Source organism: Parapedobacter tibetensis (genome assembly GCF_024704835.1).
GTDB lineage: Bacteria > Bacteroidota > Bacteroidia > Sphingobacteriales > Sphingobacteriaceae > Parapedobacter > Parapedobacter tibetensis.
Map to the genome: position 1 here is coordinate 339402 of NZ_JAMXBE010000002.1, position 21928 is coordinate 361329.

At 49.8% G+C, this 21928-nt stretch carries 15 protein-coding genes; 8 read left to right on the forward strand and 7 right to left on the reverse strand.

Annotated elements, in window-relative coordinates:
- Window positions 1–32 precede the first annotated feature (32 nt).
- The 7 genes from NF543_RS03985 to NF543_RS04015 form a co-directional block, all read right to left on the reverse strand.
- Complete coding sequence (locus tag NF543_RS03985; protein WP_257666813.1) at window positions 33–1439, reverse strand: DUF2231 domain-containing protein; 1407 nt, start codon at window positions 1437–1439, stop codon at window positions 33–35.
- Entirely contained in the window at window positions 1439–2332 is an 894-nt protein-coding gene (locus tag NF543_RS03990; RefSeq protein ID WP_257666814.1) for a sugar phosphate isomerase/epimerase family protein, read from the reverse strand. The genes NF543_RS03985 and NF543_RS03990 overlap by 1 nt, the downstream gene beginning before the upstream one ends.
- 18 nt (window positions 2333–2350) lie before the next feature.
- The gene (locus NF543_RS03995; RefSeq protein ID WP_257666815.1) at window positions 2351–3844 is read right to left on the reverse strand and encodes a DUF1501 domain-containing protein; all 1494 of its coding nucleotides are present in this window, start codon (window positions 3842–3844) and stop codon (window positions 2351–2353) included.
- 2 nt (window positions 3845–3846) lie between these two features.
- Window positions 3847–6624: a DUF1553 domain-containing protein gene (locus tag NF543_RS04000; protein WP_257666816.1), complete on the reverse strand. Its 2778-nt coding sequence runs from the start codon at window positions 6622–6624 to the stop codon at window positions 3847–3849.
- Window positions 6625–7037: 413 nt separating this feature from the next.
- Window positions 7038–7205, reverse strand: coding sequence for a hypothetical protein (locus tag NF543_RS04005; protein ID WP_257666817.1), 168 nt, complete (start codon window positions 7203–7205; stop codon window positions 7038–7040).
- Window positions 7206–7207: 2 nt separating this feature from the next.
- Complete coding sequence (locus NF543_RS04010) at window positions 7208–7420, reverse strand: DUF8507 family protein (protein ID WP_257666818.1); 213 nt, start codon at window positions 7418–7420, stop codon at window positions 7208–7210.
- Between the two features lie 144 nt (window positions 7421–7564).
- A complete protein-coding gene (locus tag NF543_RS04015) occupies window positions 7565–7972 on the reverse strand; it encodes a hypothetical protein (protein WP_257666819.1) in 408 nt (135 codons plus the stop codon).
- 258 nt (window positions 7973–8230) lie between these two features.
- On the opposite strand from NF543_RS04015, the gene NF543_RS04020 reads away from it, so the two are divergent.
- The 8 genes from NF543_RS04020 to NF543_RS04055 all read left to right on the forward strand — a co-directional run bounded on the left by NF543_RS04020 (window position 8231) and on the right by NF543_RS04055 (window position 21916).
- Window positions 8231–9052 (forward strand): hypothetical protein, encoded by an 822-nt coding sequence (locus NF543_RS04020; protein WP_257666820.1) that lies wholly within the window; start codon window positions 8231–8233, stop codon window positions 9050–9052.
- A 32-nt stretch (window positions 9053–9084) separates the two neighbouring features.
- Window positions 9085–12351, forward strand: coding sequence for a SusC/RagA family TonB-linked outer membrane protein (locus tag NF543_RS04025; RefSeq protein WP_257666821.1), 3267 nt, complete (start codon window positions 9085–9087; stop codon window positions 12349–12351).
- A gap of 22 nt (window positions 12352–12373) precedes the next feature.
- Window positions 12374–13912, forward strand: a complete 1539-nt coding sequence (locus NF543_RS04030; RefSeq protein WP_257666822.1) for a RagB/SusD family nutrient uptake outer membrane protein — start codon at window positions 12374–12376, stop codon at window positions 13910–13912.
- A 147-nt stretch (window positions 13913–14059) separates the two neighbouring features.
- Window positions 14060–14638, forward strand: a complete 579-nt coding sequence (locus NF543_RS04035) for an RNA polymerase sigma factor (protein WP_257666823.1) — start codon at window positions 14060–14062, stop codon at window positions 14636–14638.
- Window positions 14639–14724: 86 nt separating this feature from the next.
- Window positions 14725–15996, forward strand: coding sequence for a FecR family protein (locus NF543_RS04040; RefSeq protein ID WP_257666824.1), 1272 nt, complete (start codon window positions 14725–14727; stop codon window positions 15994–15996).
- Between the two features lie 200 nt (window positions 15997–16196).
- Complete coding sequence (locus NF543_RS04045; RefSeq protein WP_257666825.1) at window positions 16197–19529, forward strand: SusC/RagA family TonB-linked outer membrane protein; 3333 nt, start codon at window positions 16197–16199, stop codon at window positions 19527–19529.
- 29 nt (window positions 19530–19558) lie between these two features.
- Window positions 19559–21037, forward strand: a complete 1479-nt coding sequence (locus NF543_RS04050; RefSeq protein ID WP_257666826.1) for a RagB/SusD family nutrient uptake outer membrane protein — start codon at window positions 19559–19561, stop codon at window positions 21035–21037.
- Between the two features lie 24 nt (window positions 21038–21061).
- On the forward strand, window positions 21062–21916 hold the full coding sequence (locus tag NF543_RS04055; RefSeq protein ID WP_257666827.1) for a DUF4843 domain-containing protein: 855 nt from the start codon (window positions 21062–21064) through the stop codon (window positions 21914–21916).
- Window positions 21917–21928: the final 12 nt, after the last annotated feature.

The window sequence follows — 21928 nt, forward strand, 5'->3', positions numbered from 1 at the left end:
AACGGTTTGGTAAAGATAGGAAAAAAGTACGTTTACTGATACACCACCGTATCCGAGGACAAGATCGGCAATTGATAATTCCCGGTATCGATTTCCAGCTTTGGCATTGCTTGGGCCAATGTGGCTATCCCTTGGGTGGTAACACCGGTTTGGTAGAGGTATACAGCATGCAACGTGGGGAGATGAGCCAGGGCTTGAAGCCCTTTGTCGGTCACCTTAGTGTTTACCAGGTTGATGTACCGGAGTTGTTTACAGCCATTGAGTAGATCGAGCCCTTTATCGCTTACCGCCGTATTTTCCAGGTGTAGCCGTTGCAGTCCACGCAATTGCCCAATGTGTCGTAGGGCACTATCCGTGATTTGCGTATCCCCGAGTTTGAGCTGGGTGATGTTAGCACCTAGCCCCGATAGGAGTCGACTGTCTTCATCATTAAATTGGGGGCAATTGACGGCATTCACTAGCAGTTGATTTTTGGCTGCGGCCAAGGGAATGACCTTTACCCCCTTGGCGACCAGTTTTTCAACAGCCTCGGTATCGGCAGCGGGAATATCTTCGGAAGCAGCAGGAGAAGCCAGCGCGAGCAATACAGGTTGGATTTCCTCAGGCTGTTCCAGCTCCATTACTTTTTTATCAGTAGGCGCACCGGCATCAATCCACCAGGCAATCAATTTGATTTGACCCTCGCTGATGGGCGTACGCCCCTTGGGTGGCATGCGCTCTTCATGCCCTTCGGGCAGTATCAAGCGTCGATAGAGTTCACTTTCGCCTGCATTGCCCGCCGCGATTACCTGTCCACCCTCGCCTCCCTGCGCGAGCGCTTCCATGGTATGCACGGCCAACCCATTTTCCTGTTTCTTGGCCCCATGGCAACTTTGGCAACGCTGCTTTAGGATGGGTTGGATAATATCCGCATATACAGCCGCTTCCTGCACATTTTCGATAACCACCTGCTCGGGCTGCCACCCCGTTAGGCGACGTACCCGTTCCGGTAAAGCTTCCACCAAGTACCCATCGCCATGGGTGAGTGTGCCACCGAAATGCCCGGCGACGCAAAGCAGCACCAGCATGAATGTGAGCAAAGCAAAGCGTAGTTTTCGGAGGGGGTGGAGAACATCTTTTTCGCTAATGGGTCTCCGATATAGCAGCCAGCATAATGTGCTTACAAGCGCCACGGTGATGCCCAACCATTGGTGGAGTGATAAAGTGCGGGCATCGTATCCGCCATTGAGCGATAGTAAATATCCGGATACGGCAGCGATCAACGCTGATGCCGAGCCAAACAGCAACGAGATGGATACGGCAGGAGTAAAAACCTCCTTGTTTTTTTTCCGGCTGAGCAAGGCGAAGGCAAATGCCATTATTAACATCCCGATGGGAAGGTGTACCAACAGCGGATGCCATCGGCCTAAAAAAAGAAGGATATCGCCATCACTTTCCATCAATTGCTGTAACGGTTTTTCAACAGGTTGAACATGTATTTATTGATTTCCCACTGGTCGGCCACGGGTTGCCTAGTATAAGGCAGGGTGGGTAAGTAATCAGGCGGGCCAAATTCCATGGTGATGGTTAACGGTTTATGCTGGTCGCGATGAGTGGCCACAATAGTGTCCCACCAATCCAAATGACGTTGTACCTTTTCTTCCCATTCCGGCGCGCGTGGGTCATTTACCTGAGGGCCCTCCGGGTGGCCTATGCGCGCATGGATATGGCCCGTGCGTTGCAGGGCTAGGGATACGGCTTCGGGTTGGTCGTCTAACATGGATTCATGCACGGCACACCAATGGGAAATATCCAATGTGAGCTGAAGGTTGGGTAATCGTTCCAAGTAGCGGCGTGTCACATGGGCGGCGAAACTAAAGCGCCCGCGGTGGGTTTCATGCATGATGGAGATTTGGTGCGCCCGGCTTATCGAATCGGCAGCATTGATGAGTGCCTCATTTTGTGCAACGCTGAAATGATCCTTTCCGGTATGGCTGTTGATGAGTACTGGGCTAAGGGCGACCGCCCGTTCCAATTGATGCTTGTAAGCTGTCAGGTATGTATTGAAATCAGGCCCTGAACCCCTGCACAGGAAGATATAGGCTAGGTTGTAGTGGCGGAATGCATCCATCATTTCTTGCAGCGTGGCGCTATCAGCGGGTACCCAGGTCTCCACGCCATCGAATCCAGCATCGGCTATCCGTTTGCAAAAATCATCCCAGGAGACATCCCGACCCCAATCCGTGCAGAAATAGGTGATGCCTGCGGAGCGTTTTTGTTGCTGGGCCTTTGCGGAGGAGCTTACCAGCGCAGATAGGATAAGTAGCAAAGTAATAGCGATGTAACTTTTCATGGATGGGATTTGGAAAGATTAAATGATTGCTTGGATAAGGTGCCCTTCCACATCGGTGAGTCTGAACGGGCGCCCTTGGAATTCGTAAGTCAGTTTTTCATGGTCGAAACCCAGCAGATGGAGCATGGTGGCGTGTACATCATGCACGGCGGTACGGCCACTCACGGCAGAGAAACCGATTTCATCCGTTTCACCCCATACCACTCCTTTTTTTATGCCGCCTCCCGCCATCCAGATGGTGTAGGCATCGGGATGATGGTCGCGCCCAGCAAAGGGCATATCGCTATTGTTGCGGTTTTCCTGCATGGGTGTACGGCCAAATTCCCCGCCCCATACCACCAGTGTTTCATCCAGGAGCCCCCGTTGCTTAAGGTCGAGCAGGAGGGCGGTCATTGGGCGGTCTATTTCCCGGCATTTATTGCGGAATCCGATGTCGAGGGAATCACCAGCATTGGTGCCGTGGCTGTCCCATCCCCAATCAAACAGCTGTACGAAGCGCACACCCTGTTCGACCAGTTTGCGGGCTAACAAGCAATTGTTGGCAAAGGATTCCTTACCCGGCTGGGTACCGTATAATGCATGGATAGCCTCTGGCTCATTGCTGATGTCCATCACCTCAGGTACAGCTACCTGCATCTTATAGGCCATCTCATACTGGGCAATACGGGCAAGGATTTCGGGATCCTTGTACGTATTGTGCTCTTCCATATTCACGGTGTTGATGGCGTCGATAACCTGTCGTTTCAAGCCTCGGTTCATTCCTTCCGGATCGCTGATGTACAATACAGGGTCTCCTTTTGAGCGGCATTGTACGCCTTGGTATACCGAGGGTAGGAAACCGCTGCCCCATACGCTTTTTCCGGCATCAGGTGTATTGCCGCCGGAAGTAAGGACGACAAAACCGGGTAGGTTACTGTTTTCGGTACCCAGGCCATACGTCACCCATGATCCAATACTTGGCCTTCCCAATCGGGCATGCCCGGTATGCATGAAAAGCTGGGCCGGGCCATGGTTGAACTGGTCGGTATGTACGGCTTTGAGGAAACTCACCTCATCTACCACCTTGGAAAAATGGGGAAGCAGTTCCGATACCCAAGCTCCGCTTTCTCCGTATTGGCGGAACGAGGTCTGTGGACCCAGCATTTTGGGGACACCCCGGATGAAAGCAAATTTTTTGCCTTCGAGCAGTGACTGTGGACAGGGCTTGTTATGGAGTTTGTGGAGTTCGGGTTTATAGTCAAACAGCTCCAATTGCGATGGCGCACCAGCCATATGGAGGTAAATGACGTTTTTGGCACGACCGGCAAAATGCGGCAACTTGGGGGCAAGAGGGTTCATGGTATCGGCAAATAGACCGCTATCATGGAGTCCGTTGCTGCGGGACCCTAAACATCCGCCCAACATCGACCCCAGGGCCAGGCTACCTACACCGGCTACGCAGTCCATGAGGAAGTGCCTCCGTGTGACGGCTTTCAATGTTACTTCTTGTGCTTCTTTCAGTAGCTTTTCCATAATCAAGATTTGGTGAGGAATTCATCCAAGTTGAGCAAGGCATTGGCCACCACGGTGTAGGCGGCGGTGGCGGTGTCCTTTTCTTTTGAGCCAGCTATTGTTCCAAGCAGTTTAGCCGCTTCTTCCGGTTGTTGGCGATAATACTGGTACGCCTCCCGATAAAGTTTTTCAAGTGCCACCAACCTATCGGGTAACAGCTGCTTCTGCACCGTGAGATGATATCCCGTCTTGATGGATTGTGGAACATCTCCCTTTCCAGCAGCTTCCATCCGCTTGGCCAAGTGAACGGCAGCTTCCAAATACACGGGGTCATTGAGTGTGGTGAGCGCTTGTAAAGGGGTGTTGGTGGTTATACGGTCTATCAGGCATACCTCCCGGCTGGATGCATCAAAGGTGACATAGGAAGGATAAGGACTAGTGCGTTTGATGAAGGTATAGACTCCCCGGCGGTATTGATCTTCGCCCTCGCTTTTTGTCCAACGCTCACCACTATATACACTCATCCATACCCCTTCAGGCTGATAAGGCATCACGCTTGGGCCATGCATCTTGGTGCTCAGTAGACCACTCACGGCAAGTGTCTGGTCGCGTATTTGCTCGGCCGAAAGCCTAAACCTTGGGCCCCGGGCATAATAGTGGTTGTTGGGATCTTTTTCAGCCAATTCAGTAGTTAACACCGCCGATTGACGGTAGGTCGTGGACGTGACCAGTTCCTTAAGCAAGCGCTTGACACTCCAGTCCATCTCGTGCATAAGCTGCAAAGCAAGCCAGTCCAGTAGTTCGGGGTGCGTGGGTGGGTCGCTTTGTGTGCCCATATCGCCCAATGGTTCCACAATGCCGTGGCCAAACAGCTGTGCCCATAACCGGTTTACCAAGGTACGGGCAGTGAGTGGATTTTCCTCGCTCACCAGCCATTGGGCAAAGCCCAAGCGGTTTCGGGGTGCATCTGTGGGGAAATCGTGAAGCGACTGAGGTACGTCGGGCTCCACAGCTTGCCCATGCACCAACCAGTTGCCCCGCTCGAATACGTGGGTTTCCCTTGCCATCTCCGGTGGGTTTTCAATCAATATGGGCACAGACGGAGTTTGTTTGTTTACCAGTTGTAAAAATGTTTCATGTACTGCTGGATACCCCGGTTGATCGCGGCCCGGCAATGCCTTCCGAAATGCCATCCATTCTGCCAGACATACTGCTTGACTAGGGGGTATGGAGGGGTTCTTGAAAAGCAAGTAGATGTCGTGTTTACCCTTCAACGCAGTTATGGGAATGGTAATGGTTTCCATGCCTTGGGTGGCGGGCAACGTGACCTTGGCCAATAGCGGGCCGGAAAGCCCTCCCACGCGCATTTCCAACAATCCTCCAGACGTACCTGTTGTGTAGTTCATGTAGAACAGCTCGTCTTCGCCCAGGGTGATGCCAGGTAACCGAGCGCTTCCGCCATTGCGGATACCCAGCCATTTGGTATCTACCAGCGCGCCATTGACCAATTGGTCGCATGCATGCGCATGTATTTTGGGCTCAAGTGTATACAAGAAGCGATCGGTAGATGCTGCCATTTCCGGATTCGAATACGTTGCCACCCATTGTTTGATGCGTGCGGCTTGTACGCTATCTTCCTTATTATAGAAACGGAGTTTAGGATAATCGCCGGGTGTATCTTCGTCGCGCGTATTGTTGAAAAACGCCATGGACTTGTAATATTCCTCGAACTTGATAGGGTCGTAAGTATGGCTATGGCATTGCACGCATTCAAAGGTGGTGGATAACCATGCCTGATAGGTGGTATTGACACGATCGATGACCGCGGCTACACGGAATTCCTCATCATCGGTACCGCCTTCGTCGTTTGCCATGGTGTTGCGATGAAAAGCTGTAGCGATAAGCTGGTCTTTTGAGGCGTTAGGCAATAGGTCTCCGGCCAACTGTTCAATCGTAAATGTATTAAAAGGCATATCGCGGTTAAAGGCCTTAATTACCCAATCGCGATAGGCCCATATTTCCCTTGATGAATCCTTTTCATATCCCTTGGTATCCGCATAGCGGGCTATATCCAGCCACCATGAAGCCCAGCGTTCACCAAAGCGGGGCGAGGCCAGCAAACTATCCACCCGCCGTTCGTAAGCATCGGTTTGCTTATCGTTTATAAATGCCGCTACTTGTTCTGGTGAGGGGGGTAGGCCTATAAGGTCCAATGACAACCGACGGAGCAAGGTGGCTCGATCCGCTTCGGGCGAAAAGGACAACCCTTGCTCTTTGTGTTTAGCGTTGATGAAATAATCGATATCGCTATGCAACGGGGTACTGTTCCAAAAACTGAACAAGGAAGCCATGGCCAGGCGGCTTCGGGGAACCTTTACTTCCTTGGGCAAGGAGTAAGCCCAATGCTCACCCCACTTCGCTCCTTGTTCTATCCAGCGTGTGAGTAGATTGATTTCCTTTTTACTCAACGGAGGCGCATTGTAGGGCATGCGTTCCTCGGGATCCTCTGCTGTAAGCCTGCGGATGAATTCGCTGTGTTTGGCATCACCGCGGATGATGGCGGGATTGCCCGACTCCGTTGCGGCAAAGGCTTCCTCCTCAAATAAGAGGCTGAATCCGCCATTCTTTTTCACCCCACCATGGCAAGTGATGCAATGCTTATTGATAATGGGTTTTACCTCCGCGCTGAAATCAACCGGCTCCTCCTTCCCTTGTAGCAAGGCTATTGCTACCACGACTACAGCAATGCCGATACATAATTTCAGCTTATTACTGTGCCAATGAATTGGATAACTTGTCATGTATTCATTGCCGTTTTAAGGCTATTTAGTGTCTGTCTATAATGTTGTCTGGCTGCGTTGCACTCACTCAAAAAATGCTCATTTACCGTCAGTAAACTGCGCTTTTTATTCATCTCATGTTTACTTTACGGGCATTCATGATTGCTTCGCAGTTTTCATTTCGCGCGCCTTGCCAGTCATCATTATTCCAACGGTCTGCTTTCAGCGGCAGTCATGAGGCTGCAAGCAGCGTTCTAGTCTAGCCACCGACTTTATGGATAGACTCTATTTAAGGATTATGTTCGTTATATTGGTTAAATTAAGAAGCACCTATACAAGCAGGTACTTCAAATCAGATTCTAATATAGCAATTCACACTATTGTTATATGTTCCAGCACGATTATTGAAACACACAGGATTCCGAGCTTTCGCATCACAGCAGCTTTACAAAATCTTCCAATTTGATTACGTTAATGGCTGGGAACTCGATGGATTTCAAAATATTGAAGTGCTTGTCGTCTACGATAACAGAAAAAGCCGAACGACGGGAGATAGACCGTAGAATCACATTGGTGTCAAGCACCACTTTTAATGTCGGCATGGTTAAGCCTTATCCAATAGCTGCTTCAATTTTTTGTCACTGTATCTTTTCTCGTCCCAAATGGTATCGGCTTTATCCCTCGCCCTTTCGAGCAAGAATTTGGACATTACCTTTTTTAGTTCCAACAATTGGCCTTCCGGCAAGTCCACAGAAAATAACTTCAGTAATTCTGCTTGCACATTACTCAAAGGAGGATTAATTGATATAGTTGCCATAGTTATCCGTTTTATTCAAAATTACTAAAATTTTTTAATTTAATTATTCTTCGCCTTTACCCTGCAGGGCAACCACATTTAACTTTTTCGTCATTGCGAAATTTTAGAGTTGTGCCAACCCATTGGAGGGATAATGACAGCACGCTATGAAGCGTGTTCTTCTGTCATCAGACCGTCCTGCTTTTTCCGGGACGTTAATGCTTCATTTCCCTGTTGCTGTGTTTCTAGGAGCTGGAGTGAGGCAGTTAACGACTTGTCAAGTGCATCCGTAGCGCTGTTCGTTTCAGTCATACGCATGTCGTCTCGGATCAGCGATAATAGTTTCAGGTTTTCTTCCTGTTGTTGGCGACCAAGCTCAGTTTGGAGGTCGGCCAGTCCGTTGTGCAACGATGTTTCGAAGCTCGCGTCATTTACCGGTACTTCGATTCTGGGCATAACCACCGCTACTTGTGCAGTTTCATGATTGTCCTTTGTTCCCTTATCATGGGCTACCGCGCCGAAGATGGTCGTTGCCATCAGTGCGCCGGTTAATAATAGATTTTTTGTCTTCATTGTCATTTGTTAAAAGTTATTTATCCATAAGATACCTTTTAAGCCAAAAGGTTGCAAAACAATGTGTTAAAAATTGTTAATGAGATTTTCATGACATTTTGTTTTAAGTCGGTGTCCATGATAGATGCCCGGTTTCAGTAAGGACATTGTAAACTTAATATCCCCTTAATCCCTGCATAATAAGGCTTCCGTTGTTTTGGCAATATGAAATCGCGTCTGTTGCCAGCATATCTGCTGATCCTATGCTGTATTGGCTTAATGAACACCCAAGCTCAGCCGAGATCTGCCGTTCGGCACTTGCAAACACTGGATTCTTTGGGGGCAGCGCAAGGTGTGGCATATATACAAGGCCAACTGTTTGCCTATGGCGATCGCGAAGTTGGGGTGATGCGCGCCTATACAGTGACTGATACACTCAAGTACCTGCACCGTGAGTATCAATTTACAGTGGACGGAAAAAACCTGATTAATCACCCAACGGGTATCGCTTGGAATGGGAGTTCCCCTACTTTTGTTGGCAATACTGTACGCCTGAACAAGGAAGGAACACAATGGAAGGCAGTGATCCACGCCGTGGATTGGGACGGGTTGATGCGTACCAAGACCTTGGATGGCAACTTGCTGGCGACCATTGAGGACGATGCCTGCATACAGGGGACAAGGCCGGAATACGTGCGCTATAAAGACAAATGGATGGTGGCGACTGCCGATTATGGTCCGCAGGGAAACGAAGTACGGCTGTATGACCCTGAAAAGTTATTGACGGCAAAGAAAACTTCCGAAAAAGGAGTGTTGATCGGAAAGTTTAGCTGCTCACCTTGGGTGCAAAACCTTCACTGGATACCCGAGAAAGGGATGTTGGTATTGGTACAAAACCAAATAGAAGGTAGGCGGTGGCGGCTTACCTTTCTCAATCTTGAAGCTTCAATGGAAAGCGGAGAGGAAGCCGTAGTGAATGTGGCGGATATCGACCGGGGCGACGAATTGGAAGGATTTACGTTATTGGGGGATACTTCCAATGGCGTTGCGATATCTTCATCGCGAAAAAACAATGCGGCATTGCTGGATATCCAATGGTAATCTTCTTTAAGTCAAATTCAATCAACTAGTATATGGTAACTCGTTTATTCATTATTTTCTTTTTTCTTTTTGGGTTTCTAATCGAAACCTCTGCGCAATCTGTTGTTGAGGGAACCATTACCGGCGAAAACAATGCGCCGCTGGCTGGTGTATCCGTAGTAGAAAAGGGGACTTCCAACGGTGTCTCAACCAATGCAGACGGACATTACCGCATCAATATTGGCGCTGGTGCTACCCTAATAATTACCCATATGGGGTACGCACCCAAAGAAGTGGCAGTCGATGGCCGTCGTTTGGTAAACGTCCAGTTAGATCTTGAAGCGCAACTTTTGGAAGAAGTGGTCATGATCGGTTACCAAAGCTTACGCAAATCGGACCTTACAGGAGCCATCTCAAATGTACAGGCCAAGGACCTTAACCTGACCACACCCACCGTGGGGCAGGCGATGGTAGGTAAAATTGCCGGCGTGCAAGTGTCGCAGGTGTCAGGAGCACCCTACGAAACCACCAAAGTAAGGATAAGGGGTGTAGGATCCATTAACGCCAGCTCGGCGCCACTGTACGTTATTGATGGATATCCTGCAGGTAACGACGTGTACATCAATCCAAACGACATTGAGTCCATCGATATCCTGAAAGACGCCGCTTCCGCCGCCATCTATGGGTCAAGGGCTTCCGGCGGCGTGGTGCTCATCACTACCAAACGTGGTAAAGAAGGTAAAGCCCAGATCAATTTTGACTATCAGTCAGGCATACAGCAATTGGAAAAGAAGGTGAAGCTACTCAACGCCACACAGTTTGTGGATTTGTTGATCGATGCCCGGAATAACAATTATCGCAACCTCATGGAAAATGCAGGGCGTACTTGGAATGATGCCATGTATTCCGACCCCAATGATGTGCGGGTGGCCAATGTAGGAAACGCCGGAGGAGTGAGTATCCCAACCGAATATTATGATTTCGCCAACCAACGGATGGTTGCACCTACTGTCAATACCGACTGGCAGGATGAACTCTATCGAAATGCACATGCCCAGCGTTATAATTTATCGTTTGCCGGGGGAAACAACCTGGCCCGGTATTTCGTGAGCGGGGGTTACCAAAAGCAACCGGGAATCATCAAAACGACTGGACAAGACCGGCTCAATCTACGGGTAAATATCGACTCGGATGTGAGCGAAAAGTTTAAGGTGGGTGCAAACATTGCTGTGACCTCCAATGAAAACCGGGAAGTGCGGGAAGGGCGCTTTCACCAAGGCCCAATCCTAGGAGCGCTCATTTATATGCCCATTTTCCCGGCATACAACGAAGACGGTACCCTAGCAAAAAACAAGGCTGCGTCGTTGGCTCCTGCTTTCGGTTTCCAGACCATCGAAAACCCATTGGCGTTGGCCAGCGAAACCATCATCAGCAGACGGGGGCAACGGGGAACATATAACGTGCATGCCAGCTACGACATTTTGGATGGGTTGACATTCAAAGCCAATGTGGGGATGCAGACCTACCACGAGAAATATGAGTTTTACCTGCCTACGAGCCTGAGCAGCGGTAATAACCCGCCGTATTCCGACCAGTCCAAAACAGCGGCGATGGCCACGGCACGCACCATTGACGAGCGCGACCAAGTGGGCGAATTTACGCTGAGTTACCTCAAGGATTTCGGCAAGCATTCCATCAATGCCCTGGCCGGCTATACGGTGCAGGTTACTGATCGGGATGTCATCAGTGTGACAGCAAACGGTTTTGAAAATGACAACATTCCGGAGATTACCGGCAAAGGGGCCGATCCTTCCAACTTCCAACTAAATGATGCCACAGGCAAGTCTGAAAACCACTTGCTGTCATACCTGGCCCGGATAGGTTATAACTTCGATAGCCGCTACTACTTGTCAGCTTCGTTCCGGCGTGATGGCTCTTCCCGTTTCGGCCCGCTCAACCGCTACGGCAACTTTCCTTCCGTATCAGCTGCTTGGAATATCTCGAATGAGCCATTCTATGACGATTGGCTGGGTATGGGGTCGTCCCTGAAGTTACGAACAAGCTGGGGGTTAAGCGGCAATAACAACATCGGTAACTACAATTACGAACAGGTGGTATCCAGTCCGGGAGGGGTGGTATTCGGCGATGGTACCATCGCCTCTGCCATCTGGCCGCGAGACATGCGCGACTTGTCTCTCGGTTGGGAATCAACTAGCCAATTTAATATAGGGGTGGATGCCGAATTGTTGAACAGGAGATTGTCGGTCATTGCCAACTTATACTTGAGCCAGTCGTACAATTTGCTCTTTTACCGACCTATTTCAGCCATTTCAGGCACATCAACCATATTGACCAATATGCGCAATTCCAACGTAGAGAACAGGGGATTCGACCTGCAATTGGATGCGGTGGTCGTTGCCAAACAAGATTTCAACCTCAATATGAGCGGCAATTTCTCACTCAATCGAAATGAAGTGCTTGATTTAGGAGGCGCGAGCACCATCATAACCAATGGCGCCGAACGTTCGTACCTCACCCATATCACCACCACGGGCCACCCCATAGGGATGTTCTACGGATTCAAGGTAGCGGGTATGGTACGTGAAGTTGATATGGAAAACATCGCCAAGGACGATGCCATGTACGATGCGGCCACGCAAAGTTTTCCCGCTGGTTACCAGATACAGGGGCCGCCGCGCTCCCTCGCATCAAGCAATCCGCTACGGCCTGGCGACCTCTATTTCGCAGACGTGAATGGCGATGGGATAGTGAATGATGAGGATAAAACGGTCATCGGAAACCCTTATCCAGATTTTACTTATGGGCTATCAGTTACCGGCAACTATAAAAACCTCGACTTTTCGGTGGCGCTTAACGGGTCGCAAGGCAACGAGGTGTTGGATGGCCAGGACTATTACCTCTTTAACATGGAAGCTTCAGGCAATCAATATGCCGTGGTGGATGACCGTTTCCGGAGCGAGAACGACCCGGGTAATGGCTGGGTGTACAAAGCGTCGCGGGGAGGAACCCAGAGCAATAGTACGCGGTTGTCTACTTTTTATCTCCAGGATGGGTCTTATTTACGGATCACCAACATCACGCTGGGCTACACCTTGCGTAACCTAGCGACTTTGGATCGGATGAACGTTTCCGCGTTGCGGATTTTCCTTGGGGTTGATAATGCCTACACGTTTACCAATTACCTGGGCTACAACCCGGAGGTAGATTACAACGACGGGGAAAACCTTACACCGGGTGTTGACTATGGGAAATATCCCCTGATGCGGGCGTACAATCTTGGGGTGAAAGTTACTTTTTAACAACATTAAATCAGTTGAAAGCATGAACAATATCAGCAAAATATTCTTGACCCTGGTTCTTGCCACTAGCATCGCGGGTTGCGGCGAGCAATTCTTGGAGCTATCAGATCCCAACGCGGTGCCGGCTGGGTCTTTCTTACGCTCCGAAGGGGATGTAGGGGCCGCCGTGAATGGCATTTATGTGGCTATCCGTAGCAACAACGCGTTGGGCGAGAGCAGTGCCCTGTATACGGATGAACGTGGGGATGATATCGGGCGCAACGATAACCAATCCAATGCCGGCGAACCTTTCCAGTTCAACGACTTCTCCTTGCTGCCGAGCAATACCTACCTGAAATCCCATTGGTCGGCACTATACACGGTAGTTGCTCGGGCCAACTATGTCATCAACAACATCGATGATGTTGATTTTGCGGATGATAGCCGTAAGGAAAGCCAACAAGCGGAAGCACGTTTCCTCCGGGCATTGGCCTATTACCACTTGGTACGGAAATGGGGGGCAGTGCCGTTGGTCACCATACAGGTAATTACCCTTGATGAACTAGAAGCCATTACCTTCCGCGAACGGGAAGAACAAGTATATGCACTCATCATAGCCGACCTCGAAGCGGCGATAGCAAGCCCATTGCCCAACCACCAACCACTGGCTGGAAAAGGGAGGGTATCAAAGGTTGCAGCTTATGCCTTGTTGGGCGAAGTGTACCTGACCATGGGCAGCAACGACATACCGGGACAACAGCCGGAAGCATACTTCACGTTATCCCGCCAGTACCTCAACGAGGCATACAACCGGCGGGAATTTGGCGAGTTGAAGGATATCAGCTATGAATCGGTCTTCGATGTGAACCAAAAGTCGACCAACCCGGAGTTGATTTTCCAAATCGTATACAAACAAGAAGATCCCAACCTGAGCTCCGCAGTGGCTCGCAACAATCAGGCATTGGGAGAAACCATCAATTCGCTACGCCCGGCCACGGGGGCAGGCGCCCGGGTAAACCTTGATTTGGTGAACGAATATGAAGCCGAGGACCCCCGTAAAACGTTCGCTGTAAAGTATGCTGCTGCCTCCACCGTGCAACAATGGTTTATTACCAAGTTCAGGGATGTTAGCGATGCGGCAGGTGTGAATGGGTTTGGCGGAAACGACCATGTGTTGATGCGCTATGCCGATGTCATCCTGTTATTGGCAGAGGTGAGCATGCGATTGGGCAATGAAGCTGAAGCGATTGCGTTTCTAGATCAGGTGCGCGAACGGGTAGGACTTCCAAAATACGCTGATGCGATGCAACATCCAACCTACGCTGCCAAGTTCCCCACGTTAAAACTGGCAATCCTGCACGAGCGAAGGGTGGAGTTGGCCTTTGAGCAGAAACGGTGGTACGATCTGATACGGACATTTACCAACGACGAATTGGTGCAATTTTTCAACGCAAAAAAGCAGTCGGAATATGGTGTCGCCAATTTGCAGAACTTCAGTACGAAAGATCGATATTTCCCCATCCCATTTGATGAATATAAACTAGACCCCGAGCGGATGTACCAAAATCCGGGGTACAACTAGTTTGTTTGTAAAAAACTCATAGGTTTGATGGAAACCTATGAGGTTTGCTAAGCTGGTCAATCTCGTGGAAAGGTTGACTGTCCCATTTTTATTGAACAGTTATAAATCGCTATTTTTATGTAAGTTTGCCGGCACACCAACTGGGTTATGGCTGCGTATACGTCCAAAAGCGACCTTGAACTGGCGACCTTGCTCCAGGCAGATGATGAGGCGGCCTACGCCGAATTGTACCGGCGTTACGCGTTGATGCTGCTCAACCATGCCTATAACAAGACGCGCGATCGGGAAGAAGCCAAAGACATCGTGCATGAGGTGTTTTCCATGCTATGGAGTCGGCGCAAGGCGTTACGGTTCAGCAGCAACCTATCCGGATTCCTATATACCGCCGTGCGCAACATCATTCTAAATCAGGTAACCCGTCGTGAAGTTGAAGCGAAATACTTCCAATCCATGCAGCATTTTGCTGATACGGAAGAGTCCATTGCTGATTACCTTATCCGGGAGCAACAGCTGGCCGAGCTGGTGGAACGGGAAATCGAACAACTTCCTAAAAAAATGCGCCAAGTGTTTACGCTGAGCCGAAAAGAATACCTTTCTCATCAAGAGATTGCTGAAAAATTAGGGATATCCGAGCAAACCGTCAGCAAACATGTCACAAATGCCTTAAAAATACTGCGAGGCAAGCTTGGCATCCTTGTTTATTTGCTTTGGTTAATCAAATTTTAGATTTTTATAAAAAATAATTATTTTTTTTACCTGTTGTTGCCTCGTATCTTGTCTTACTTATATAAACAAGCGAGCAACAAGCCAACATGCGACCCGAAAACATCAAATCTATCCTCGTCCGTTATCGAAATGGAGAAGCCACCGATGCTGATAAGGCCTTTTTGGAAAGCTGGTATGCATGGTATCAAAAGCAGGGGCTACCTGCCGATTATCCCGTTGCCGACCGGCTTGCCGATGCCGAAGTTGTGTGGCGCCGTTTGCAACACAAGCCCAACAGGCTCCGCCGCTGGCTACCTTATGCCGCGGCCATTTTCATTGCTGCGGTAGCCGGTACGTGGATATTTTTAGATAATAGGCAACAGACGACAGACAACAGACTTGCCGCCACTGATATCCAACCTGGCGGCAACCGTGCCACGCTCACCCTCGCCGACGGCCGGACGATAGACTTGAGTGAGGGGCACGAGGGAATTGTTGTTGGAGATGGGATTACGTATCAAGACGGCAGCAAGATTTTAGATGTGAGATATGAGACGTTAGACCGTGTCCGACCACTGGCGGATATGAGAGCAGATTCGGCGTCAGAAAGTTATCTCACATCTCACATCTCACATCTCATGTCTTTAACCACTCCCAAAGGCGGTACCTACCGAATCACCCTACCCGACGGTTCCAAGGTCTGGCTTAATGCGGCGTCTACCTTGAGATACCCCTCGCGATTTGATGGGAAAGAACGTGTAGTCGAACTTGAGGGAGAGGCGTATTTTGAAGTTAGTCATCAGTTATCGGCCGTCAGTAGTCGGCTATCAGCTACCGGCCATCGGCCAATGGACGAAAATAATCCGAGAGCCGAAAGCCGAAAGCCGACGGCTGAGAAAGTATCCTTCAAAGTCAAGACTAAAAACCAAACCATCGAGGTTCTCGGTACGCAATTTAACATCACGGCATACGCTGATGAATCCGAAACAAAAACCACCTTGGTGGAAGGCGCTGTTCGATTGAGCGTCGGAGCCACTGGCGCAAGTGTGTCACTTGTGCCTGGCGAGCAGGGGGTATTGGAAAGCGGTAAGTTGCAAGTCAAAGAAGTAGACGTAGAACCCTACACCGCTTGGCGATATGGCAAGTTTAGTTTTAACAACAAAACATTCGCGCAGATCATGGAAGAGCTGGCGCGCTGGTACGATCTGGATATCGTATACGAAAACGGCATTCCCGAGGAGGAACTAGCTGGAGACGCTTTCCGCAACCAAAACTTCAGCCTCATCCTCCGCATCCTGGACGCTGTAGAGATCAATTACAAGCTGGATGCGCCCAGCCGCAAGTTAATCATCAACGGGAAAAAGCAACAGATTAGATAACTAAAACATGAACGATATGGAGACATAAAAACTACACCCCCAACCTGGCAGCATATCCCAAAAGATAAAACAGGAAAGGATTCCAGTCCTTTCCTGCGGTCATCTGGATAGCAGCGCCAACTCATCCTTTAGCAAAATAGAATTACATACTATCCAAACCTAGGGTAAAGTTAATGAATAAAAATTACTTAGTACGAGTGATGAAGATCATCATGTTCTTGCTTTTCGGCGGATTCCTAAGCGTCAGCGCATCTAGCTATTCGCAAAGCATCACCTTCAAAGGAACCAACATCCCGTTTGCCGACGTGATAACGGTCGTCCGCAACCAAACGGGTTACACCGTTTTCAGCGCCAAAAGCCTGTTGGAAGAAGCCAAACCGATCACAGTAGATGTCAGCAATATGTCGCTACGTGATTTTTTGGAAACCATCATTGCAAACCAGCCAATCGCTTATCAGCTCGAGGACAAGACGATCTCGCTATCCAGAAAACCTGTTGTTAGCAATTCCTCCGGCCAGCCGGTTGTTTCGCACATGGTCAGGCAACAGGCCACCATCACCGGGAGGGTTATCGACGCTGATACCGGGGAACCCATGGCGGGCGTAACGGTCCAGATCAAGGAGGAGAAAATTCAAACCTTGACCGACGATGAAGGCCGCTACAGGCTTGCCATCCCGCAGCACATGGACCAACCTATCTTGGTGTTTTCATTTGTTGGCCGGACGCCGACAGAAATTAGTTATACCGGCCAGCAAACCATTAATGTCTTCTTGAAGCCCGACGTAGAAACCATCAAAGATGTGGTGGTAACCGGTATCTACCAGCGGCAAAAGGAAAGCTTTTCAGGCTCTTCTGCCACCTATACCGCAAAAGACCTACAGGTGGTTGGCAACCAGAATGTCTTGCAAAGCCTCAAGACCCTCGATCCATCTTTTGCCATCATTGATAATAACCAATTCGGTTCTGACCCGAACCGCTTGCCCGATATCGAAATCCGGGGAAAGAGTAGTGTCATCGGGTTGACCGAGGAATTCGGCACCAATCCGAACCAGCCGCTCTTTATCCTGGACGGCTTTGAAAGCACGCTGGCCATTATCAGCGACCTGAGCATGGATCGTGTGGAGAGCATCACGCTATTGAAAGATGCCGCGGCGACGGCCATTTACGGTTCAAAAGCCGCGAACGGTGTTGTCGTGGTGGAAACGAAACGACCAGTCGCGGGACAGTTGCGCATCAACTACAACCTTAACTCGTCCGTGAGCTTTGCCGATCTGATGGACTATAACTTGATGAATGCCGAAGAAAAGCTGCAGTTCGAGTTGCTTTCCGAACATTATGGATTTATCGACGAAAACAACAACATTATCCGGAACGCCGAAAACGAAGTCCTTTACTATGAGCGGCTGAAAGAAGTGCGCCGGGGGGTAAACACCTACTGGGCAAGCGAGCCGTTGCGTACCGGTCTGTTCCATCGCCACACGCTCTTTGCCGAAGGTGGGGATGATAACTTACGGTACAGCGCCTCGCTCAACTACGGCAACAACAACGGTGTGATGAAAGGCTCCTCACGCCAAACGACCAATGGCAACGTGCGGTTGATGTACCGCAAGGGTCGCCTATCGGTCAGCAACTCCCTGAGTATTGACTACATCAATGCCAACCGGGAAACCGTACCCTTTTCACAGTTTTCCCGTGCCAACCCTTACCACCGGAAGTACAACGCCGAAGGGGGTATGGACAAAGTGCTGGACGCCTATGAGTTTGGAGGGATCACCGTACCGCTGGTAGCCGTGAACAACTATAACCCGCTGTACGACCTCAATAACCATAACGTGAATCAGCAGGAATCCCAGGGCTTTACCAATAATTTTGAGCTCGACTGGCGGATGGTCGATGCGCTGCGTGTACGCGCCCGTATCGGTATCCGGCGTTTCACCGATCACGACGAGATTTTCAATTCGCCATTCAACAGCCAGTTTGAGGGGGTTGACGACCTCCGCAAGGGTACGTATGAAGAGTCCAACAGCAAGCGCCTGAATTATGACGGTGACCTGAGCCTGACCTATGGCAAGCTATTGGCCGACAAACACATGGTCAATGCGGTAGGGGGTATGCGCATGGAACAGGCATCCACGCAGCAGAGTGCCTATCGGGTTGAAGGTTTTGTGGACGACGATTTTGCCAATCCCAATTTTGCTTTTGGCTATCCGGAAGGCAGTCGTTCCGACTACCAGAGATCCATGCGCCGGGGTGCCAGCTTCTTTATGAATGCGGGCTATGCCTACGATCAGCGGATACTGGTGGATGCAACCGTTCGTTCTGACGGGTCATCCATCTATGGCTCCACCCGGCAGTTCACCACCATCTGGTCGGCCGGTTTGGGCTGGAATATCCACAACGAACCTTTTCTGAAAAATGCCAGTGGGAACTGGTTCAGCCAGCTTCGTCTAAGGGGTTCCATTGGCAACCCGGGCAATCAGAATTTCGACGATTACATTTCCATGCGGATTTACCGGTACAATAATGAAAATCGCAACCCTTTCGGTGCTAGCGTCATTCTTAATGATTTGGGCAACAGTAACCTACAGTGGCAAAAGACGCTGGACCGGAACGTCGGAATCGATGTGACGACCCTCAACGACCGGCTTCGGATCAACTTCGATTATTTCGTTAAAAACACCGATCCATTGCTCGTTTTTGTTGCGTTGCCGTCTTCCTCCGGCACGAACCGCGTCGCACAGAACATCGGCGAACAGATTACCCGGGGCTTCACAGGGATGGCCGATTATACACTGCTACGGCGGCAGCAGCTGAATTGGCGGGTCAACCTGAATATGCGTCAGCTGAAAGCCGAATATCAAAACATGGGCAATCGGCTGAACAACTTTAATGAAGCGAACCAAAGCCGTAACTTGGTACGCTACTATGACGGTGGAAGTCCTTCTGACCTATGGGCCGTTCGCTCGTTAGGGATAGATCCGGCAACGGGACGCGAGGTATTCCTCAACAAGAATAATGAACAAACCTTCGTGCACAACTACGCGGATGAAGTGGTCGTGGGCAACAGCGAACCGACATTAGAAGGCATTATCGGAACTAGCTTTTTTTATAAAGGGTTCTTGGCATCGGTCAATTTACGTTACCGCTTAGGTGGGCAGGTGTTTATGCAGACGCTGTACGAAAAGGTTGAAAATATCACCAACGTAAACGCTGCACTTAATCAGGACAAGCGCGCGCTGTATGAACGTTGGCAAAAACCAGGAGATAATGCCCAGTTTAAGGCTATTTCCACCAACGAAATTACACCGATTTCATCGCGATTCGTAGAAGACAATAATATGCTGATCGGTGAATCTTTTTCATTAGGATACGAGACCACCAATGCGGCTTGGCTACGAGCTATCCGGGCATCATCCATTACCTTTCGTACATATATGAATGATATCTTCTATGTGGCCACGGTGACCAACGAGCGGGGTATCGACTATCCATTTGCCCGTTCGGTTTCCTTCTCCGCGGCAGTTCGGTTTTAATGCGTAAATAGATGTTAACATAACAAAATATGAAGATAGCTAAACTATTCCTTTGCTTGATATCCTGCTATATGCTAGGTGCATGTAGTAAATGGATCGATGTAAAGCCCACCGACCGACTTTCTGAAGAGCTCCTTTTCTCCGATCGGGACGGATTTCTGAAAGCCCTGAACGGTGTATATATAGAAATGGCCAACCGGTCACTATACGGACAGGAAATGTCCGCAGGAACTATCGATGTATTGGCGCAATATTACTATATTCCAGACTCCAGACATCGTTATCGTGAACACACAGTATTTGATTACCTCGACGATTTTCCAAAATCGACATTTGACAATGTCTGGAGCAAGGTCTATGAGCTCATCGCCAATTGCAATGTAATCCTTGAACATTGTGACGCAGCGCCAAGCGAATTCCTGCCAGCACCTTATTACGGCATTGTAAAAGGTGAAACGCTGGCACTCCGGGCCATGTTGCACCTGGATATGCTGCGCCTATTCGGCCCGATCTGGTCAGAAGCAAACAAATCGGTCATCAGCATCCCTTATGTTGCCCAAACCGGGTTCGAGGTTTCACCGCTTCTTTCGGCCGAGGAAATCATGCAACATATTATAGTAGACCTGACCATGGCCCTATCCTTGCTTGAAAGCACCGACCCGATCCGTACCGAAGGCGTGCGGCATACCAATAACCCAACAGGATCTAACGAATTGTATTACCGGCAATACCGGCTCAACTACTACGCGGCCAAAGCCTTATTGGCGAGAACTTACCTTTGGCAGGGAGACAAAGCTTCCGCGCTGGAACAGGCCGAAGCGCTACTGGCTGAAGTGCAGGTGCCCGGGGCGGAAATTTTCCCATTTGTGACGTTTGCCGCAGCTACCCATGCCGAGCGTCCGGATCGTATGTTTTCCACCGAAGTCATGTTTGCATTGTATGATGTCAACCGGGTGAATATGTTCAACGCACTGTTCGCAGCTGCCCTGAATCCCTTTCTTCGGCTTTCGTTCAACGGGGGCAACACCAATGAATCCCGCGTCATCGAGCTGTATGACGACGCCAACGACTACCGCCGTCGTATCTGGCAAAACGTGACGTCGGGTACCGAGACTACACTAACCAACCTCAAATACCAGGATATTCCCGATGCGAATACGCCAGGCCGATACATGATTCCATTGATCCGGATTAGTGAAGTATTGTTGATCGCCGCCGAATGCAGCCCCACATTGCAGGAAGGCATAGCCTATCTTAATCAAGTACGTACGAGCAGGAACTGCTTTGATGTCGTGCCTACGGATGACGCAACATTGAAAGCCGCCATCACACGGGAATTTCGTAAGGAGGTCATCGGTGAGGGACAGCAATTCTATTATTTCAAGCGGAATGCCATGCAGGTGGTACCAAACAACGGGGCTCTGGTGGGCACCAAAACGATGGTCCTGAATAACTACGTTGTTCCGCTGCCAGACAGTGAAGTCTCCCAACGAAACGATTTGAATTAATCTGAAAGATAGTTAGCTACGAATATGAAAAAGATACTGTTTTATATCACCGCTATAACCGGGCTTTGCGCCAGCGCAGGTTGCGAAAAGGAACTGATGGAATATGAAGGCAACGAAGGCGTCTATTTTGCGGTCCAGCATGGTCAGGGCCATTTAAGCGAGAATTCGTGGCCTTACCAGCCTTATAGTAGGGTGGATTTTGTCCAGCTTGATCAGGACGAAGTCACTTTTCTGGTCAAGGTCATGATTACAGGCTCCGTCAAAGACTATGACCGGCCGTTTTTGGTAGCGGTCAACCCCGATTCGACCACTGCCATGTTGGGGGTACACTATGAAGCCCTGCCGGAAGAAGTGATTATTCCGGCTGGTGAAATCAGCGCCTCGGTGCCCGTCCGGTTAAAAAGGGCGGCGGATCTGGAGGAGAATGAGCACACGTTGGGTTTACGCTTGTTGCCCAACGAACATTTCGGGCTTTCCTTTCCCGAGTGGGATGCGATTCCATCCTTGGAGGGTGGAGACGTCGTTCCGGAATTTGATGCAAGTTTACATACCTTGCGCATTAATGACTTTATGGTTGAGCCAGGAGTATGGCCCGGTTCCATCCAGAATGGCAACCGGGAGTCGGGCCTATGGGGTGTATTCACGCGAAAAAAATTCGACCTTTTCGTTGAGCTGTTCGGTGTTACCTATGCCGATTTTGTAAACTCGGAAACCATGCCCATGGTTCGTATGATGGTGATGACTAATGAGGCGACGGCATATTTGGTTGAGCGTTACAACGCAGGGGATCCGATGTTGGAAGATGACGGCCGACTGATGTGGCTTGGAAGCGTTCCTTGGGACTCCTATATTGGCGTTCCTTGGGTTCCAGGTTCTTAACATTCTTCCATT

What these genes read in the sequence shown, in the direction of transcription:
- NF543_RS03985 (WP_257666813.1), bottom strand. Translation starts at nt 1,439, where the DNA reads ATGGAAAGTGATGGCGATATCCTTCTTTTTTTAGGCCGATGGCATCCG.
- NF543_RS03990 (WP_257666814.1), bottom strand. Translation starts at nt 2,332, where the DNA reads ATGAAAAGTTACATCGCTATTACTTTGCTACTTATCCTATCTGCGCTG.
- NF543_RS03995 (WP_257666815.1), bottom strand. Translation starts at nt 3,844, where the DNA reads ATGGAAAAGCTACTGAAAGAAGCACAAGAAGTAACATTGAAAGCCGTC.
- NF543_RS04000 (WP_257666816.1), bottom strand. Translation starts at nt 6,624, where the DNA reads ATGACAAGTTATCCAATTCATTGGCACAGTAATAAGCTGAAATTATGT.
- NF543_RS04005 (WP_257666817.1), bottom strand. Translation starts at nt 7,205, where the DNA reads ATGCCGACATTAAAAGTGGTGCTTGACACCAATGTGATTCTACGGTCT.
- NF543_RS04010 (WP_257666818.1), bottom strand. Translation starts at nt 7,420, where the DNA reads ATGGCAACTATATCAATTAATCCTCCTTTGAGTAATGTGCAAGCAGAA.
- NF543_RS04015 (WP_257666819.1), bottom strand. Translation starts at nt 7,972, where the DNA reads ATGAAGACAAAAAATCTATTATTAACCGGCGCACTGATGGCAACGACC.
- NF543_RS04020 (WP_257666820.1), top strand. Translation starts at nt 8,231, where the DNA reads ATGAACACCCAAGCTCAGCCGAGATCTGCCGTTCGGCACTTGCAAACA.
- NF543_RS04025 (WP_257666821.1), top strand. Translation starts at nt 9,085, where the DNA reads ATGGTAACTCGTTTATTCATTATTTTCTTTTTTCTTTTTGGGTTTCTA.
- NF543_RS04030 (WP_257666822.1), top strand. Translation starts at nt 12,374, where the DNA reads ATGAACAATATCAGCAAAATATTCTTGACCCTGGTTCTTGCCACTAGC.
- NF543_RS04035 (WP_257666823.1), top strand. Translation starts at nt 14,060, where the DNA reads ATGGCTGCGTATACGTCCAAAAGCGACCTTGAACTGGCGACCTTGCTC.
- NF543_RS04040 (WP_257666824.1), top strand. Translation starts at nt 14,725, where the DNA reads ATGCGACCCGAAAACATCAAATCTATCCTCGTCCGTTATCGAAATGGA.
- NF543_RS04045 (WP_257666825.1), top strand. Translation starts at nt 16,197, where the DNA reads ATGAAGATCATCATGTTCTTGCTTTTCGGCGGATTCCTAAGCGTCAGC.
- NF543_RS04050 (WP_257666826.1), top strand. Translation starts at nt 19,559, where the DNA reads ATGAAGATAGCTAAACTATTCCTTTGCTTGATATCCTGCTATATGCTA.
- NF543_RS04055 (WP_257666827.1), top strand. Translation starts at nt 21,062, where the DNA reads ATGAAAAAGATACTGTTTTATATCACCGCTATAACCGGGCTTTGCGCC.